This is a genomic window from Roseospira marina, assembly GCF_014197855.1.
In the GTDB taxonomy this organism is placed as follows: Bacteria; Pseudomonadota; Alphaproteobacteria; order Rhodospirillales; family Rhodospirillaceae; genus Rhodospira; species Rhodospira marina.
This window is the reverse complement of the sequence record NZ_JACIGJ010000001.1, coordinates 446,568-462,426: the sequence shown is the minus strand read 5'-3', so window position 1 is coordinate 462,426 and position 15,859 is coordinate 446,568. Positions and strand designations below refer to the sequence as shown.

Genomic DNA, 15,859 nt, shown 5'->3' with positions numbered 1-15,859 from the left:
GCTAGGGTCCGCCCGCATTCGAGGGAATGAACGCATGAAAATCAACGCCAATACCATCCGCCCCGGCATGGTCCTGGATCACCAGGGCCGGACGTGGTCGGTGCTTAAGATCCAGCTCATCCAGCCGGGCAAGGGCGGCGCCTTCATCCAGGTGGAGATGCGCGACATCCAGACCGGCAACAAGACGAACGAACGCTGGCGCACCGCCGACACGGTGGAGCGGCTGGACGTGCGCGAACGGGACTGCCAGTTCCTGTTCAAGGACGAGGTCGGCTGCCACTTCATGGACGATGAGACGTTCGACCAGTTCCAGTTGCCCGAGGAGGCGATGGGCGAACAGGCCCCGTTCCTGCAGGACGGCATGAAGGTCGCCGTGAACTTTATTGAAGGCACGCCCATTTCGGTCAAGCTGCCGCAGACGGTCGTGCTGGAAGTGGTCGAGGCCGACCCCGTGGTGAAGGGGCAGACCGCTGCCGCGTCCTACAAGCCGGGCATCCTGGAAAATGGCGTGCGCGTCATGATCCCGCCCTTCGTCGAGGCGGGCACGCGCATCGTCGTGAACACCGAAGACAGCACCTACGTCGAACGGGCCAAGGACTGACATGGCCGGTTTTCGCTCCGCCAACATCAATGTGATGGTCGCGGCCGCCAACAAGGCGGCGCGCGGCCTCGTGCGCGACTTCGGCGAGGTCGAGCAGCTTCAGGTGTCCGTCAAGGGGCCCGGCGATTTCGTCTCCAATGCCGATATGAAGGCGGAGCGGGTCATCAAGGCCGAGCTGAAGAAGGCGCGGCCGGACTGGGGCTTCCTCATGGAGGAAAGCGGTGCCGACGAAGGCCGCGATTCCCGTTTTCGATGGATCGTCGATCCCCTGGATGGCACCACGAACTTCCTGCACGGCATCCCACATTTCGCCATCTCCATCGGTCTTGAGAGAGAGGGTGAGATCATCGCGGGTGTGGTCCTGAACCCGATCACCGACGAACTCTATTGGGCCGAGAAAGGCCAGGGTGCCTTCGTCAACGATCGGCGGCTGCGCGTGTCGGCGCGCCGGGACCTGTCTGCGTCCCTGTTCGCCACCGGCATCCCGTTTAAGGGGCGTCCGGGCCACGCCGCGTTCCTGCGGCAAGCGGCCCAGGTGATGGCGGTGTCTGCCGGCCTGCGACGCATGGGCGTGGCTTCGCTGGATCTGGCCTTCACCGCCGCCGGGCGGTTCGACGGCTTCTGGGAAAGCGGCCTACACCCTTGGGACATCGCCGCCGGGATCATCCTGGTGCGCGAGGCCGGGGGCAATGTCACCGACCTCAAGGGCAACGCGGATCCCCTGAAAACCGGCACAATACTGGCTGCGAATCAGCCCTTGCACGCCACGCTGATGGATCTGGTTGGGCCGAAGGCGGAGCCGCCCGCCGCGCGGGCACAGACCGCCGACACTCCGGCATCGACCGGGTCCTGACGGCGGGGACGGCCTTGCGTATGGCGGCGCGTCTTGGCGTGTCCGCCTGCCAAGGGTCCCTGCCCGGTTGCCCCGTCCAATACCCGTCCACCACCTCTCCGACCCGTCCAGGCCAGACCGCGCTCAGCGCGCGCGTTTTCGCGCCGCGTGGCTGCGCTTGCCCCGGACTCCCCCCTGATATACGGTGTCGAAAATCGAGGGGTTTCACGGTCCTCCGGTTCGTGTGAACTCCCGTTGATTGTCGAGGCCCCCGGCCGACCGAACCCATTGGTCGCCTCGTCGTGTGCGGGGGGCGCCTCGGCCCCGCGACACGACCGCTCCGAAGAAGGCAACGGCCGATCATGCGCGCGAAGCGACACCCGACCCCGTCCGCCCAACACCGTTTTTGGACGCCCAGGACCTCTCCATACCGGCCGCAACGGAGCCTGTTGCGGTCCGCGCTGGTTGGCTCGGCGCTTGTTGCCCTGAGCATGCCGACCCTGGCCTGGGGCCAGGACCCAAGCATCGTGGTCAACCCCGCCTTTTCCTCGCCGCCTTCGGCTGGGGCCCTTCCCGGTCCCTACGGGAACCAGCCGTCGGCCAACGCGCCGCCGCCGCAGGTCGGGAGCCCCCTGCAACTGCCGCCACGCGGTATGCCCCGTTCGCAGCTCACTCTGCCTCCGGGAATGAGCGCGCCGGCGCCCGTCGCGGTCCCATCTCCGCCCCCCTCAACGACGCGGCCATCGACCACGCAAGCTCCATCGCCTGCGCCAGCACGCGCGACGGCTCCGCCGCCGTCCGAGCCCGAGCCGGTTCCGGATCCGTTTGTGCGAGAGGCTCCTGCGGGCACGCCACCCGCGCCGCCCGAAGTGGCCGAACCGACACCGCAACCCACGACCCCACCCGCAGTCACGCCGTCAGGGGCACCGCCACCGGTTCCTGAAACCGCGATGACCGAGCCGCCGCCGGAACCGGCGCCTGCACCACCGCCAGAGCCGCTCGCCTCGGACACGCCTGAGCCGGCGGAGCCCGTATCTGCGCCGCCGTCTGCGCCGGCCGGCCCCCCGGTGCCGTTCACGGTCACCATGGCCAAGCCGGAACCGCCGGCGCGCCCCGCGCGCCGCGACGGGGCCGCCCCGACGCGCACGCGCCTGTCCGTGGGTACAACCCGTTTGACGTCGGATGCACAGGGTCGCGTAGGGCCTGCGCCACCGCCGCTGGCGGTGCCGGGTACGGCTATGCGCCAGCCACCCGCGGCCGTGCGCCCCGCGCCTGCGCCAGCTCCAGCCGAGAGTCCGGCGCCACCCGCGCCGCCCGAGACCCAAAGCCGCTCGAATGACGCCCCGGCCTCGGGTCCCGCGCCCCTTGCTCTGACGCCACCGGCGGACAGCGCACCGGCGGACAGCGGTCCTTCGTCCGAGGGGACGACGGTCCCGCCCGCCGCGTCGGCGGCTGACGGCCAGGCTCCGTCCGTCGGTGGGACCGTCAGCGTGCCGTTCGACACGGACCGGACGGAACTGCCGGACGCGGCGCGCGCGGCCCTTGATGGCGTGGTGGCTGCCCTGGACGGCAACCCGCGTGCGCGAGCGACGGTCCGGGCCTATGCTGATGGTGGGGGCGATGCCAATCAGGCGCGTCGCACATCGCTGTCGCGGGCCCTGTCGGTGCGCGCCTATCTGATCGATCGAGGTGTGGCGAGCGCGCGGATCGACGTCCGTGCGTTGGGCAACCAAGCCGGCGAGGGACGCAAGGACCGCGTCGACATCGTCACGTCGGATCGGTAGGGCCCGCCGGTGATGCACGTTCAGGAGCCCCGTTCATGACCCGACCGCGCCGCTTTCTGACGCGCATGGTGTTGTTCGTCGCCATGGTGGCGATCGTGGCCGCCGTGCTGTTCCCGGCGCTGGCGTCGGCCTTCATGGCCAACCCGGCACTGAATGGACTGATCGTCTTCGTTGTGTTGTTCGGCATCGGCCATAACTTCCGGCAGGTCCTGCGGCTCGGCCCAGAAGTGGATTGGGTGGAACGGTTCCGCGCGGGTGAGGTCGGCCTGACGCAGGAGCAGGTCCCGCCCCTGCTGGGCGGCATGGCCCAGATGCTGACCGAGCACAAAGAGAAGTCGGTCGGGCGCGGCCGGTTCTCGATCTCCGCACCTGCGCTGCGCTCGCTGATGGATGGTCTGGCGTCCCGGCTGGACGAATCCCGCGATCTGGCACGCTACGTCATGGGCCTGTCGATCTTCCTCGGCCTGCTGGGCACCTTCTGGGGCCTGCTGGAGACCGTGGGTTCGATCGGCGGTGTGATCCGCGACCTTACCATCGCCGGCGACAACGCCCAGGCGGTGTTCGACGACCTGAAAGCCGGTCTTGAGGCCCCCCTGGCGGGGATGGGAACCGCGTTTTCCTCGTCGCTGCTGGGTCTCGCGGGATCGCTGATCCTGGGCTTCCTCGACCTCCAGTCGAGCCGGGCGCAGAACACCTTCCTGAACGACCTGGAAGAATGGTTGTCGAGCCTGACCCGGCTATCCTCAGGCGGGAGTTTGGGGGAGGTCGAGGGCGGCGGGTCCGTGCCGGCCTACATCCAGGCCCTTCTGGAGCAGACGGCCGACAGCCTCGACGAGCTTCAGCGGACCATAGCACGCGGCGAGGAAGGGCGCGTGGCCACACAGATCCAGATGCGGTCGCTGGTCGACACGCTGGGCACCCTGGCCGAACAGATGCGGACCGAGCAGGCGGTGCTACTGCGACTGGCGGAGAGCCACGCCGACCTGCGCCCCCTGATGCAGCGCCTTGTCGAGACGGCGGAGCACCGCCCCGACACCGGGGTCGACGAAACGACCCGGGGCCACATCCGCAACATGGACGCAGCCGTGACGTACATGGCCAACGAACTCGCCAGCAGCCGAGAGCAGACCGTCAAGGAGTTGCGGGCTGAAATCAAGCTGCTGGCCCGCACCATCGCCGCCGCAGCGGGCATGTCGGATCCGCCGCCCTCCCATCGACCGGGCGGATAAGCCCCGGAACCGGTCCAGACCGCCCCCTCCTCCACCTCAGGGACGAGCATGGCCACTCAGAGTCGCCGCCGCGCCAGCCACACCCTCGATATATGGCCCGGATTCGTCGATGTCCTGGCGACGCTGCTGATTATCGTCATCTTTGTATTGATGGTGTTCGTCCTGGCCCAGTTTTTTATGGGTCAGGCGTTGAGTGGCCGCGATGCGGCGTTGGATCGACTCCGGGATCGGATCGCGGAGTACGAGGATCAGTTGGCGCTGGAGCGCCAGGACAATGCTGACCTGCGGGCCAGCGTGGTGCAGTTGTCGGGCGACCTACAGGCCGCCAACGCGCGGTGGGAATCCCTGATCGGCACCGCTCGCGCCAGTGAGGCGACGGAGCTTGAACTGGCGGAGGCGCTGGATCTCGTTGACCGTCAACGCCAGCGCATCGGCGCCCTCCAGGAGGATCAACGCTCCCTTTCGGAGCGGCTGCGCGACGCCCTCGGGTCGCTCGATCAACGCGAAGCCGATCTGGAGGAGGCCTACGCCACCATCGCGGCGGACAAGGAGACGATCGAGTCCCGGGTCGCCGATCTCGCCCGCCTGGAGTCTCAGATCGCGGACCTGAAGGCGACGCGCGAGCGCCTGCGTCAAGAGTTGGAGGCGGCCAACCACACCATCAGCGCCGACAAGGAAACCATCGAAACCACCCTGGCCGAGATGGCGCAGCTCCGGCAGGACGTCGAAGCGCTCACCGCTCTCCGCAGCCAGTTGGAGGCGCGCATCCGTGACATGGATGCCACCCTCGGCGAGACGGAGGGAGCGCTGGCCGACCAGGAGCGCATCTCGGAACAGGCCCGCGCCCAGGCCGCCCTGCTGAACGAACAGCTCAAGCGGGTGCGGGCAGAATTGGCGCGCCTTGGCGATCTGCTGGACGCACGCGAGGTGGAAGCGGAAGCGCAACGGGCCACGATCGCCAACCTGGGTGAGCGCCTGAATACGGCCCTGGCGTCCCGGGTGCAGGAGTTGCAGCGGTATCGGTCAGAGTTCTTCGGCCGCCTGCGCGAGGTTCTCGGTGACCGCGAGGGCATCCGGGTCGAAGGCGATCGGTTCGTGTTCCAGTCCGAGGTGCTGTTCGGCGTGGGTGAGGCGACCCTGGGGCCGGCCGGGCGCGATGATCTGGCGCACCTCGCCGACACCCTGATGTCCATCGCCCAGCAGTTCCCCGCCGAAATCGACTGGATCCTGCGGGTGGACGGGCACACGGACAAGCGCCCCATTCACACGGCCGCGTTCGCCAACAACTGGGAACTGTCCACGGCCCGGGCGATTTCGGTGGTGCGCTTCCTGATCGATCAGGGTGTGCCCCCCGCACGTCTGGCCGCCGCCGGCTTCGCCGAGTATCGGCCGGTGGCCGAGGGCGATACTGAGGAGGCCTACGCCCGCAACCGCCGCATCGAGTTGAAGCTGGATCAGCGTTAGGCGCCCGACGGTTTCCCTACGCCGCCTTTAACCGGCCGTGGCGTGCATGGCGCTGGCCACGGCGGTGAGGGCGAGGCAGACGATGACGCCGGAGGTCAAGCCCAACCGCAGACCGAGCCACCACGCTGGAACCAGCCCCAGGTCCCGCATGCGCTTGTCGAGGGCAAGCTGGCCGATGAAGGCAAGGCCGAGCAGCGTAAAGCCATGAATCCCGTCCAGGAAAAGCGCCGACCAGCCAACGAGCGGCGGAATCACACTCAGCGCAAACAGCTCCGCGCTGCCCTCGCGGTCCAGGCGGTGTGTCGCGGCGGCGGCAACGCCCCAGACGATGCCCCCGAGGAAGGACAGGATGACGGCGCCATAGGTGAGGACGGCAAAGCTCGCCGTGGCGGCCGCCTGCCCCTTCCCCAACCAGGTCAGCGCGGTTCCGGCGACAAACGGCAACAACCCTGTGCTGCCGAGCCAGACAACGGCGGGGGGAACCGGCAAACCCGAACGCATAACCCAATACCTCCTCTGGGATGACACCGCCTGTCATCCTAGAGCAGATCCTGCGCGATCTGAAACAAATCTCCCCCGACACACAGGGAACGGTTTTCTTAGACAGCAGAAATATAGGACTTTTTTGCGCAGCCCAGATATTAAGCGATGCGCTTTGGACGGTCACGGCCAGGGCGGGAAACGCACGCGCCGTAAGCCACGGGCGGTGCGCCCCCCAATTCCATTGGGCGCCATCCAGGCGACGGTCAGACCAGGAGAGAGAGGGCCGGCATTGCATCGACCGTCCCAGCAAGCCCGCCCGCCCCGAGACCCGACAACGCGGCCTCCGCGGATCGCAAGGCCTCGTTCCCCGCTTGCACCTCATCGTCCACGGCGTCCTGTGCTTCTTCCTCCTCGAGGCGGCTGTGTCGCTTGGCGGCCTCCAGGATAGCCTTCAGCTGGGCCTTCAACCGACGCACTTCCTCCGCAAACTTGGCGTCGTCGTTGCCGGGGGTAGACTGGCTATCCCGTTTGCTCTCGTCGGCTTTCTTGGAGTCCGCCGCCCGGTTGGAGCCGGGGACGCCCTCCGAGGGGACGTCGCCCTCATCGCCTGCCCCCTCTCCAGCCGATGGCTCGTCGCCTGTGGGCGTGTCACCGGCCGGCGCCGCAGCAGACGAAAGGGACGGAACGGTGGGCGGCGGAGGAACAGCCGCCGACGTCCCTTCCGCCGGTGCGCTGGCGGTCGTTACGGCATCCCCGGCCGTCACACTCGCCGAAGCCGCACTGCCGGCGGACGCCGACATAGCGCCGCCAGCGGACGCGGGGACGGATGCACTTACGACCATACCCGCGCCGCCGACGGCACTGGCGTCGCCGCCGGCCGCCTTGTACTCGCGCACCGCCGAGGCCAGTTGGCGCGCAAGTCGGGCCGCCTGACGCGCCGCCGCTTCGGGGTTCGTGGCGGCCAGCATCCTCAGCGCCTGAAGCTGGGCCTTGATGCGTTCCACTTTCTCGCGGGCGGCCGCTTTGCGATTCGATTGCGCGTCCGATGCGACGCTTTTCAACTGTGTGTGCAGTTGATCCGCCTCTTCCGCCTTTTCCCTCAAGGTCTTGGCCGCATCCGGATCGAACTGATCCAGAATGTCGAGCAGAGCATCGCGCGCGCGTGTATGCGCCGTACTTGGGTCCGACTGCCCGCCATAGGCTTGTTGCGAGTCCGTCCTTTGGGACCCTGCCGGCCGCATCATCAAGGTCCGAGCCGTATGGGTCAGAACCGACGACGAGGAGATCGTGTTCATGGAGCACCATCCTGGTCCACAGTTGAGAGCAGAATTCGTCTGCTTCCGTACAGAATAGCACCCATCACAGGGCCAGAACAGCCTGTTGCCCGCAGCGGTGCGCCGTTACGCCGCCCGGGCGGCGGCCGCCACGCTCTCTCGAATGCCGCGCATGTTATCGCCATAGACCTCCGGTGTCGCCACGGATCCGCCCTTGAACACCGCGGATCCAGCCACGAGCGCATCCGCGCCGGCCTCGACCACAAGCGGCGCCGTCTTGGCCGTAACACCGCCATCCACCTGGATATGAATAGGCCGGTCCCCGATCATCGCACGCACGCGCCGCACCTTCTCGACTGCGCTCGGGATGAAGCTCTGCCCGCCAAAGCCGGGGTTCACGCTCATCACCAGGACCAGATCGATGGTGTCGAGCACGTACTCGATCACGGACTCGGGCGTGGCCGGGTTCAACGCCACACCGGCTTTGCACCCCAGCGACCGGATGAGTTGAAGCGAGCGGTCCATATGCGGCCCGGCCTCGGGATGAATCGTCAGGATATCCGCGCCCGCCTTGGCGAACGCCTCCAGGTACGGATCCGCTGGGGCGATCATCAGGTGAACATCCATGATCGTTTTGACGTGCGGCCGGATGGCTTGGACCATCGCCGGACCGAATGTGATGTTGGGCACGAAATGGCCGTCCATCACATCCACGTGCACCCAATCGCAGCCCTGCGCCTCGATCGCGCAGCACTCGGCGCCGAAGTTGGCGAAGTCGGCGGACAAAATCGAGGGCGCTATCTTAAGCGAGCGGTCGAAGGTCATGGTGCGAACGTCCCTCATTCATGGGTGTCTTGGCTGTTGCCGTTTCGATGTTTGAGCGCCGCGTCGGAGTCCAGCCCGCCCCGGAACACCCGGCTGGCCCGAATGTCCGGCGTGTCGATCGCGGACAAGGTCGCGGCATCGATCGGGCCATCGGTGTTTTCGAACAGGCGGTTGGCCTGCCTCAAACGGGCGCGGTCCAGCGCGTTGCGGATCGAGCGTGCGTTGGCGAAATGCGGCTGGGTGCGCCGAAGGCCAACGTATTCCTTCAGGGCCTCGGCTGCGCCCGGTGTCAGGGTGTAGTTCAAGTGCTTCAGCATCAGTTCGGCGATCTGGAACAGCTCCTCGTCGCTATAGTCCGGAAAGTCGATGTGGTGCGCGATACGGGACCGGAAGCCCGGATTGCTCTCAAAGAACTTTTCCATGCGGTCACCATATCCCGCCAGGATGACAACCAGATCGTCGCGGTTGTTCTCCATCACCTGCAACAGGATTTCGATGGCCTCCTGGCCGTAGTCGCGCTCGTTTTCGGGGCGGTACAGATAGTACGCCTCGTCGATGAACAGCACGCCGCCCATGGCCTTCTTGAGGATTTCCTTGGTCTTCGGCGCGGTGTGGCCGATGTACTGCCCGACCAGATCGTCGCGGGTCACGGAGACTAGATGGCCCTTGCGGATGTAACCCAGACGATGCAGCAGGTTGGCCATGCGCAGGGCCACCGTCGTCTTGCCGGTCCCGGGATTGCCGGTGAAGCTCATGTGCAGCGTGGGCGTTTCGTGCGCGAGCCCCATCTGCTGGCGGGCGCGTTCCACCAGCAGCAGGGCGGCGGTTTCCCGAATGCGCTGCTTGACTGGCGCAAGGCCGATCAGCGTCCGGTCCAGATCCTCCAGCACATCCTTGACGCCGGAGCTTTCGAACTCCTGATGCAGGTCCACGGACGTCGGAGTGTCCGGCGTGTCCGCAGGGGTCGGCGTTTCGGGGCTGGCGTTGGACATCGGGGCCTCTCAACTCAGGACTCAAGGGCGGGAAGCGGAGGGCCACCGCCCTCCCCTTCCCGAGCGGACGCGAAGGGCGGTGGCTTCCATCCTAGGTTACGCGTACCGGCTGCCCTGCGGCTTATCCACGGCATAGGAGGTCGTCGTGTAACGCTGATTGCGTCCTACGGACTCCTGACGGCTGAGGCGGAACCCGGGCTCCTCCTCCGGCCGGTTGACGATAAAGGACAGGCGCACCGATTCCCAACCATGGGACGCATCGAACGCCACCACGCGGATGTACTGGTTTCCGTAAACCTTGCGGCATTCGGCCAACTCGTACATCAGCGCCGCCGCGTCCGGATTGTCGAACATCGGGTGGCCCCACATCTCCCAGTACGTATTCCGGGGATGCGGATCATCGGTGAACTCCAGGCTGACGGCCCAGCCGTTGTCGATGCAATACTGGATCTGCTTGCTGATCTGCTCGTCGGTCAGGTCGGGCAGGAAGGAAAAGGCGCCCTGGGTAATACGCATGATCGTCTCTCCAATCTCGTCGTCGTCTGCGGGCGCCGGTTACACGGACGCGGTGGCCGTCGGCACGAAGTCCGGCGTATCGGTCGAGGTGTAGTTGAACGTGACGTCTTTCCACACATCCAGGGCGGCGCGCAGCGGGCTGCACGACTTGGCGGCGTCGGCGAGAATGTCCGGGCCTTCCGCCAGAATGTCGCGGCCCTCGTTGCGGGCCAGGATCATGGCTTCCAGGGCGACGCGGTTGGCGGTGGCGCCCGCCGCGATGCCCATCGGGTGGCCGATGGTGCCACCGCCGAACTGAAGCACGACGTCCTCGCCCAGCAGGTCGATGAGCTGGTGCATCTGGCCGGCGTGAATGCCACCGGAGGCCACCGGCATCAGCTTGTTGAGCGACGCCCAGTCCTGATCGAAGAACAGCCCGTGCTCCAGGCACATCGGGTTGAACTCTTCGCGGCAGATGTCGTAGTAGCCTTTGGTCGTGGCGGGATCGCCTTCCAGCTTGCCGACCACGGTGCCGGCGTGGATGTGGTCGACACCGGCCAGACGCATCCACTTGGCGATGACGCGGAATGACACGCCGTGCGACTTCTGCCGGGTGTAGGTCGAGTGACCGGCCCGATGTAGGTGCAGGATCATGTCGTTCTTGCGCGCCCAGTTGGCCATGGACTGGATCGCCGTGTAGCCGATCACAAGGTCGATCATCACGATGTTCGAGCCCAGTTCCTTCGCGAACTCGGCGCGCTCATACATGTCTTCCATGGTCGCGGCGGTCACGTTCAGGTACGTGCCCTTCACCTCGCCGGTCGCGGCCTGGGCCTTGTTGACCGCCTCCATGCAGTACAGGAAGCGCTCGCGCCAGTGCATGAACGGTTGGCTGTTGATGTTCTCGTCGTCTTTGGTGAAATCGAGACCACCCTTGAGCGCCTCGTACACCACGCGGCCGTAGTTGCGGCCGGACAGGCCCAGCTTCGGCTTCACGGTCGCGCCAAGCAGCGGACGGCCAAACTTGTCCAGGCGCTCGCGTTCGACGACAATGCCGGTCGCCGGCCCCATAAAGGTCTTCACGTACGCGGTCGGCAGGCGCATGTCTTCCAGCCTCAGGGCCTTCAGGGGCTTGAAGCCGAAGACGTTGCCGATGATGGACGCGGTCAGGTTGGCGATGGAGCCGTTCTCGAACAGATCCAGGTCATAGGCTATGTAGGCAAAGTACTGGTCCGGCGCGTTCGGCACCTGATCGACGCGGTAAGCCTTGGCGCGATATTTCTCGGTCGCGGTCAGGCGATCGGTCCACACCACGGTCCAGGTCGCGGTGGAGCTTTCACCGGCGACGGCCGCGGCCGCTTCCTCGGGGTCCACACCGTCCTGCGGCGTGATCCGGAAGACCGCGATGATGTCCGTCTCGCGCGGCTCGTAATCCGGGATCCAATACCCCATTTGCTTGTACTTCAGAACACCGGCCTTGTACCGCTCGGCGCCTTTCAGGACCTTGCTGTCATCACCGTCCATGGATCGTCTCCTTCAGGTTTCGTAGGTACGTTGGAGTTCGGTTCGGCGGAAATATTCGGATCAATGTGCCACGACCACCGTCAGGCCTGCCGGGCCCGCCGGGCGCGTGTCACCATGCGCTCAATAATCGGGGTCAGGATGAGCTGCATCGCCAGATCAAGCTTGCCGCCCGGGATGACGATGGAGTTCGCCCGCGACATCCAGCTGCCCTGGATCATCGACGTCAGATACGAGAAATCGATGCCGCGCGGGTTGCGGAAGCGGATCACGACCAGGGATTCATCGGCGGTCGGGATCCAGCGCGCCACGAAGGGGTTGGACGTGTCGACGACCGGCACCCGCTGGAAGTTGATGTCCGTTTCCGTGAACTGCGGGCAGATCACGTTCGTGTAGGAGTGCATGCGGCGTAGGATCACGTCCTGCACGGCATCGGTGGAATAGCCGCGCTGCGCATGGTCACGATGGATTTTCTGTATCCACTCCAGGTTGATGACCGGCACCACCCCGATCTTCAGGTCAGCATAGCGCGCAACGTTGACGCCATCCTTGGCGACCGCGCCATGAAGGCCCTCGTAGAACAGCAGGTCGCAGTCCTCGCCGATCTCTGACCACTCCGTGAAGGTGCCGGGCTCGGCACCGTGCTCCTCCGCCTCCTGGGCGTTGTGGATGTAGTAGCGGGTCCGCGTGCGGCCCGTCTCGCCAAAGGCGCGGAAGGCCTCCTCCAGCTCAGCCATCAGGTTGGCGTCGAGGCTGAAGTGGCTGAACGTGTAGTCGCCGGCGGCGGTGCGGGCATCGTTTTCCGCCTTCATTTCCAGGCGGTTGTAGCGATGGAAGGCATCCCCCTCGATCATCGCGGCCGTGACACCCTCACGGCGGAAAATCTGCTCGAACGTGTGCTTGACCGTCGATGTCCCCGCCCCCGAGGACCCAACGACCGAGATGATGGGAAATTTCTGCGACATCCTGTATCCGCTCCCCTCGTCGTCGTTTCTTGGCTGGGCCGGGCCCTACGAGCGCCCTTGCCCGCGCGGCGATCAGCCCCGAAAGAGCCCCCGCACCCCGAACAGCGGGGCCCCCGCGATGTTGAAGTCCGGGTCATCGTGGTAACGCTTGACCCGCTCGACCTTCTTGCGGGACCCGAAGACCAGCGGAGCGCGGGCGTGCAGGGACGCCGGCACGGTATCGAGAAGCCGATGGTCGCCATCGGTGGCGCCGCCGCCGGCCTGTTCGGTGATCAGGGCGATGGGCATGGCGCCAAACACCCGGCGCAACGTGCCCCGCTCGTGCTCCGGGCGGTTGTCGCGGGGGTAGAGGAAAATGCCGCCCTGGGTGAGGATGCGGTGGGTCTCGGCCACCAGAGACCCAACCCAGCGCATCTTGAATTCCTTGTCGCGCGGGCCGTCCGTCCCCTCGACGCAGTCATCAATATAGGCCCGAACCGGCGGTTCCCAGTGCCGGTAGTTCGCGGCGTTGATCGCGAACGCGCTGGCGTCCTCCGGGGTCGTCAACGCGCCATCGGTCAGAATGAACGTGTCCGTGGCGGGGTCGAGCGTGAACACCGCCGTGCCGCGCCCGAGCGTGAGCACCAGCAGGGTCCGCCCCCCATACATGGCGTACCCGGCCGCCCATTGCTCCCGTCCGGGCCGCAGGAACGACGCGAGCGGATCCGCCGCCTTCGGGTAGATCGAAAAAATCGTGCCGGTGGGAACGTTCCCATCCAGGCCGTTGGAGGCGTCCAGCGGATCGATGGCCAGGGCCAGGGGCGCCGCATCGTCCAGCGTGACGACATCCGTGTCGTCGGCTGAAGCGAGATGGGCCACCGGCGCCGCCTCGGCGCTGGCGCGGAAGACGCGGGCAGCCTGATTCTCCAGCACGGAACGCAACGTGGCATTCACGGCCGGCCGCTCAATCAGGTCCCCCTGACGGATCATCGCGCTGAGGCGTCGAACGCCGTCCGCGAGGATCGCCAGCGTCGCGGACAGCGCCCTTGCGCCCTCTTGTGCGTCGCATTGGCTGTCCAGCCACTGTTCCAGCGTCGATCCCTCCGCCATGTCCGCCGTCCCTCCCGGTGTCATTCTTGTTCAAGGACGAGGCCAACCCTGCCCCACGCACTCAACAAAAGCGATTGAAAGTTTTCTTCGGGAGCGTAAATTAAATTTATGTCTGTCGCGCGGGATGTCACCCTGAAACATCTGCGGGGGTTCGCCGAAGTGTTGCGGCGGGGCACGATCGCCAGTGCCGCCGAACGCCTGCACCTGACCGCCCCGGCGGTCTCAACCCAGCTCAAGACGCTGGAAGCGTTGGTCGGCGCGCCTATCCTGGACCGCTCCGGCGAGGTGTTGCGGCCCACGGAGGTCGGCGAGGAGCTTCTGCGTGCCGCCGGCCTGATCGAGGCGGCCCTGTCCCGCTGCGAGGAGCGGATCGACTCCCTCAAGGACGGGGCGGCCGGGCTTGTGCGCCTGGGCGTGGTGAGCACCGGCAAGTACTTCGCACCCCGACTCGTGGCCCGGTTCAACAAGGCTGCGCCCGGCATCACGCTCCATCTGGTGGTCGGCAACCGCGACGAAACCGTCGAGGCGCTGCACGCGCGCGGCATCGATCTGGCGGTGATGGGGCGCGGACCCGAGGACCTCGACGTTATCGCATATCGGCTGGGGCCGCATCCCTACGTTCTGATCGCGCCCCCCGACCATCCGCAGGCGGGCCGGCCTGAGGCCGACGCGGAGGCGCTGCTGTCCGAAACCTTCCTGGCGCGGGAAATCGGATCCGGCACACGGACCCTGATGATGCGGGAACTGGATCGCCTGGGCGGCGGGCGGGCCTATCGCGTGGTGGAAATGGCCTCCAACGAGACCATCAAGCAGGCCGTGATGGCCGGCCTCGGCATCGCGCTTCTGTCCGCGCACACGGTCCATTCGGAACTGGCCGAGGGCAAACTGATCACGCTTGCCCTGCCCCGCCTGCCGATCATGCGACACTGGTATCTGATCCACCGTGCCGATGAGACGCTGACTCCCGCCGCCGAGGTGTTCCGGGATTTCGTGGTCGGGCTGAATGGCGCGTTCCTGCCCCGTCTGGAAGGGGCCTCGCCGCCGGCCCAGATGTGACGCGACACCCTTTATCCACGATAAGGCGCCCCGTATGAACACCCCGGTTGTGCACCTATTCCTTTCGACATAGTCTCCCAGTCAACAAATGTCCTCAGCGCGCATCAAAATGCGAGCCATGCCATGGGCCGTCCTCCATCCCCTCAAGGCACCAAAGCCCCTGAGGCGGTAATACCGGTCGTGTTTCCGGCCTATCGGATCACCGTCACCACGCCAAAGGTGAAGGTTGATCTGATCCCTGGCCTCGATATCGACAATTTCACTATCGAGGGGACGAAACAGCGCGTCGAAAATCTGGGCCATGCTGGCGTGCTGATCCTGCGCGGCCAGGATGGCATGACCAAATACTATGAATATGGCCGATATGATGCGGCCGGGCTTGGGATGGTCCGCAACGTTCGGATTCCGAACGTCAAGATGGGCGACAACGGGTACCCCACCCGAGAATCGCTCGCCAATGTTCTCCGTGAGATCTCCCACAAGTCCGGCCACAATGGCCGGATCTCCGCCGGATACATCGCCGCCCCCGGCGGGTTCCTCAAAATGCGGGACTTCGCGGAACAGAGGAAACGCGCCAACACTCAGCCGAGCCGGACCCCGTACAGCATCACCGGCAACAACTGCTTGACCTTCGCGATCGAGGTCGCGGCCGCCGGCGATATCGAAATGCCCTCCTATTGGGATCCCAGACCCAATGGATACGTGGGACAACTGCAAGACCATTTCCTAGATCTTGACTACGACCCGCGCACGCGCACATTTAAACTGGAGTCCATCTACCCATGATGAAAGGACGCACCGCACCCCGATCTCTGGTCCTGGGCGTCGGGCTTGTCGCGGCGCTGGTGGTCGGCCTCCTGACCGTCAAGGTCATCTGGACGAACGAGGATTCGAGAGTGGACGACCGTCCGGCCCACGTACCCACCGACGCCCTCTGGGTCGGGGGGGCGGATGGCGGCGTTTACATGCTCCTCCAGCGTGTGGACTCTGACCCGGTGGGCTGGATGCGCGGCTGCATTTTCTTTGAGACGACGCCCTCGCTGGAATACCAGGGGGCTTTCGAGGCATCGGGCGGTGGCGCCGTCTCGCTGGTCGACGACCCGCCTACGGCCTGGGATGGCGATACGATTCACCTTGAGTCCGGCCGGACGCTATCGGCGAGAACACCATTCACGCCGAACTGGGACGCGACGGGACCAGAGCGCTGCGACCTCAGCGTAGTCAAGGTGCCCGAATAACACCGCCCGTA

16 protein-coding genes are annotated in these 15,859 nt (G+C 66.0%); 8 read left to right on the top strand and 8 right to left on the bottom strand.

Features of this window, described 5'->3' with window-relative positions:
- Nucleotides 1-34: 34 nt before the first annotated feature.
- The 5 genes from efp to GGD82_RS02190 all read left to right on the top strand — a co-directional run bounded on the left by efp (nt 35) and on the right by GGD82_RS02190 (nt 5,910).
- Complete coding sequence (gene efp / locus GGD82_RS02210) at nt 35-601, top strand: elongation factor P (protein ID WP_150060406.1); 567 nt, start codon at nt 35-37, stop codon at nt 599-601.
- 1 nt (nt 602) lies between these two features.
- Nucleotides 603-1,454 carry an inositol monophosphatase family protein gene (locus GGD82_RS02205; protein WP_150060407.1) on the top strand — a complete coding sequence of 284 codons (852 nt, stop codon included), beginning with the start codon at nt 603-605 and terminating at the stop codon, nt 1,452-1,454.
- Between the two features lie 1,469 nt (nt 1,455-2,923).
- Nucleotides 2,924-3,217: an OmpA family protein gene (locus tag GGD82_RS21315; protein WP_170284086.1), complete on the top strand. Its 294-nt coding sequence runs from the start codon at nt 2,924-2,926 to the stop codon at nt 3,215-3,217.
- 35 nt (nt 3,218-3,252) lie between these two features.
- A complete protein-coding gene (locus GGD82_RS02195; protein ID WP_150060409.1) occupies nt 3,253-4,446 on the top strand; it encodes a flagellar motor protein MotA in 1,194 nt (397 codons plus the stop codon).
- 48 nt (nt 4,447-4,494) lie between these two features.
- Nucleotides 4,495-5,910, top strand: a complete 1,416-nt coding sequence (locus tag GGD82_RS02190; protein WP_246163659.1) for a peptidoglycan -binding protein — start codon at nt 4,495-4,497, stop codon at nt 5,908-5,910.
- 27 nt (nt 5,911-5,937) lie between these two features.
- On the opposite strand, the gene GGD82_RS02185 is transcribed toward GGD82_RS02190, so the two are convergent.
- From GGD82_RS02185 to GGD82_RS02150, 8 genes are all read right to left on the bottom strand, one after another.
- Entirely contained in the window at nt 5,938-6,411 is a 474-nt protein-coding gene (locus GGD82_RS02185; RefSeq protein ID WP_150060410.1) for a DUF3429 domain-containing protein, read from the bottom strand.
- A 245-nt stretch (nt 6,412-6,656) separates the two neighbouring features.
- Nucleotides 6,657-7,688, bottom strand: a complete 1,032-nt coding sequence (locus GGD82_RS02180; protein ID WP_150060411.1) for a hypothetical protein — start codon at nt 7,686-7,688, stop codon at nt 6,657-6,659.
- 105 nt (nt 7,689-7,793) lie between these two features.
- On the bottom strand, nt 7,794-8,510 hold the full coding sequence (gene rpe / locus GGD82_RS02175) for a ribulose-phosphate 3-epimerase (RefSeq protein ID WP_246163660.1): 717 nt from the start codon (nt 8,508-8,510) through the stop codon (nt 7,794-7,796).
- Nucleotides 8,507-9,484 carry a CbbX protein gene (gene cbbX / locus GGD82_RS02170; protein ID WP_150060412.1) on the bottom strand — a complete coding sequence of 326 codons (978 nt, stop codon included), beginning with the start codon at nt 9,482-9,484 and terminating at the stop codon, nt 8,507-8,509. The genes rpe and cbbX overlap by 4 nt, the downstream gene beginning before the upstream one ends.
- 96 nt (nt 9,485-9,580) lie before the next feature.
- Nucleotides 9,581-10,000: a ribulose bisphosphate carboxylase small subunit gene (locus tag GGD82_RS02165; RefSeq protein ID WP_150060413.1), complete on the bottom strand. Its 420-nt coding sequence runs from the start codon at nt 9,998-10,000 to the stop codon at nt 9,581-9,583.
- A gap of 39 nt (nt 10,001-10,039) precedes the next feature.
- Complete coding sequence (locus GGD82_RS02160) at nt 10,040-11,503, bottom strand: form I ribulose bisphosphate carboxylase large subunit (RefSeq protein ID WP_150060414.1); 1,464 nt, start codon at nt 11,501-11,503, stop codon at nt 10,040-10,042.
- 80 nt (nt 11,504-11,583) lie between these two features.
- The gene (locus tag GGD82_RS02155; RefSeq protein ID WP_150060415.1) at nt 11,584-12,465 is read right to left on the bottom strand and encodes a phosphoribulokinase; all 882 of its coding nucleotides are present in this window, start codon (nt 12,463-12,465) and stop codon (nt 11,584-11,586) included.
- 72 nt (nt 12,466-12,537) lie between these two features.
- Entirely contained in the window at nt 12,538-13,554 is a 1,017-nt protein-coding gene (locus tag GGD82_RS02150; protein WP_170284087.1) for a class 1 fructose-bisphosphatase, read from the bottom strand.
- Between the two features lie 108 nt (nt 13,555-13,662).
- Between GGD82_RS02150 and GGD82_RS02145 the strand changes: the two genes are divergently transcribed.
- The 3 genes from GGD82_RS02145 (at nt 13,663) to GGD82_RS02135 (ending at nt 15,848) form a co-directional block, all read left to right on the top strand.
- On the top strand, nt 13,663-14,610 hold the full coding sequence (locus tag GGD82_RS02145; RefSeq protein ID WP_150060417.1) for a LysR family transcriptional regulator: 948 nt from the start codon (nt 13,663-13,665) through the stop codon (nt 14,608-14,610).
- Nucleotides 14,611-14,733: 123 nt separating this feature from the next.
- Nucleotides 14,734-15,396 (top strand): hypothetical protein, encoded by a 663-nt coding sequence (locus GGD82_RS02140; protein WP_150060418.1) that lies wholly within the window; start codon nt 14,734-14,736, stop codon nt 15,394-15,396.
- The gene (locus GGD82_RS02135) at nt 15,393-15,848 is read left to right on the top strand and encodes a hypothetical protein (protein WP_150060419.1); all 456 of its coding nucleotides are present in this window, start codon (nt 15,393-15,395) and stop codon (nt 15,846-15,848) included. The genes GGD82_RS02140 and GGD82_RS02135 overlap by 4 nt, the downstream gene beginning before the upstream one ends.
- Nucleotides 15,849-15,859: the final 11 nt, after the last annotated feature.

Excerpts from the sequence above, each read along its gene's own strand:
- GGD82_RS02185 (WP_150060410.1), bottom strand. The coding sequence starts at position 6,411 with ATGCGTTCGGGTTTGCCGGTTCCCCCCGCCGTTGTCTGGCTCGGCAGC.
- GGD82_RS02155 (WP_150060415.1), bottom strand. The coding sequence starts at position 12,465 with ATGTCGCAGAAATTTCCCATCATCTCGGTCGTTGGGTCCTCGGGGGCG.
- GGD82_RS02195 (WP_150060409.1), top strand. The coding sequence starts at position 3,253 with ATGACCCGACCGCGCCGCTTTCTGACGCGCATGGTGTTGTTCGTCGCC.
- GGD82_RS02190 (WP_246163659.1), top strand. The coding sequence starts at position 4,495 with ATGGCCACTCAGAGTCGCCGCCGCGCCAGCCACACCCTCGATATATGG.
- GGD82_RS02150 (WP_170284087.1), bottom strand. The coding sequence starts at position 13,554 with ATGGCGGAGGGATCGACGCTGGAACAGTGGCTGGACAGCCAATGCGAC.
- GGD82_RS02140 (WP_150060418.1), top strand. The coding sequence starts at position 14,734 with ATGGGCCGTCCTCCATCCCCTCAAGGCACCAAAGCCCCTGAGGCGGTA.
- GGD82_RS02145 (WP_150060417.1), top strand. The coding sequence starts at position 13,663 with ATGTCTGTCGCGCGGGATGTCACCCTGAAACATCTGCGGGGGTTCGCC.
- GGD82_RS02205 (WP_150060407.1), top strand. The coding sequence starts at position 603 with ATGGCCGGTTTTCGCTCCGCCAACATCAATGTGATGGTCGCGGCCGCC.
- GGD82_RS02180 (WP_150060411.1), bottom strand. The coding sequence starts at position 7,688 with ATGAACACGATCTCCTCGTCGTCGGTTCTGACCCATACGGCTCGGACC.
- rpe (WP_246163660.1), bottom strand. The coding sequence starts at position 8,510 with ATGAGGGACGTTCGCACCATGACCTTCGACCGCTCGCTTAAGATAGCG.
- GGD82_RS02135 (WP_150060419.1), top strand. The coding sequence starts at position 15,393 with ATGATGAAAGGACGCACCGCACCCCGATCTCTGGTCCTGGGCGTCGGG.
- efp (WP_150060406.1), top strand. The coding sequence starts at position 35 with ATGAAAATCAACGCCAATACCATCCGCCCCGGCATGGTCCTGGATCAC.
- GGD82_RS02165 (WP_150060413.1), bottom strand. The coding sequence starts at position 10,000 with ATGCGTATTACCCAGGGCGCCTTTTCCTTCCTGCCCGACCTGACCGAC.
- cbbX (WP_150060412.1), bottom strand. The coding sequence starts at position 9,484 with ATGTCCAACGCCAGCCCCGAAACGCCGACCCCTGCGGACACGCCGGAC.
- GGD82_RS02160 (WP_150060414.1), bottom strand. The coding sequence starts at position 11,503 with ATGGACGGTGATGACAGCAAGGTCCTGAAAGGCGCCGAGCGGTACAAG.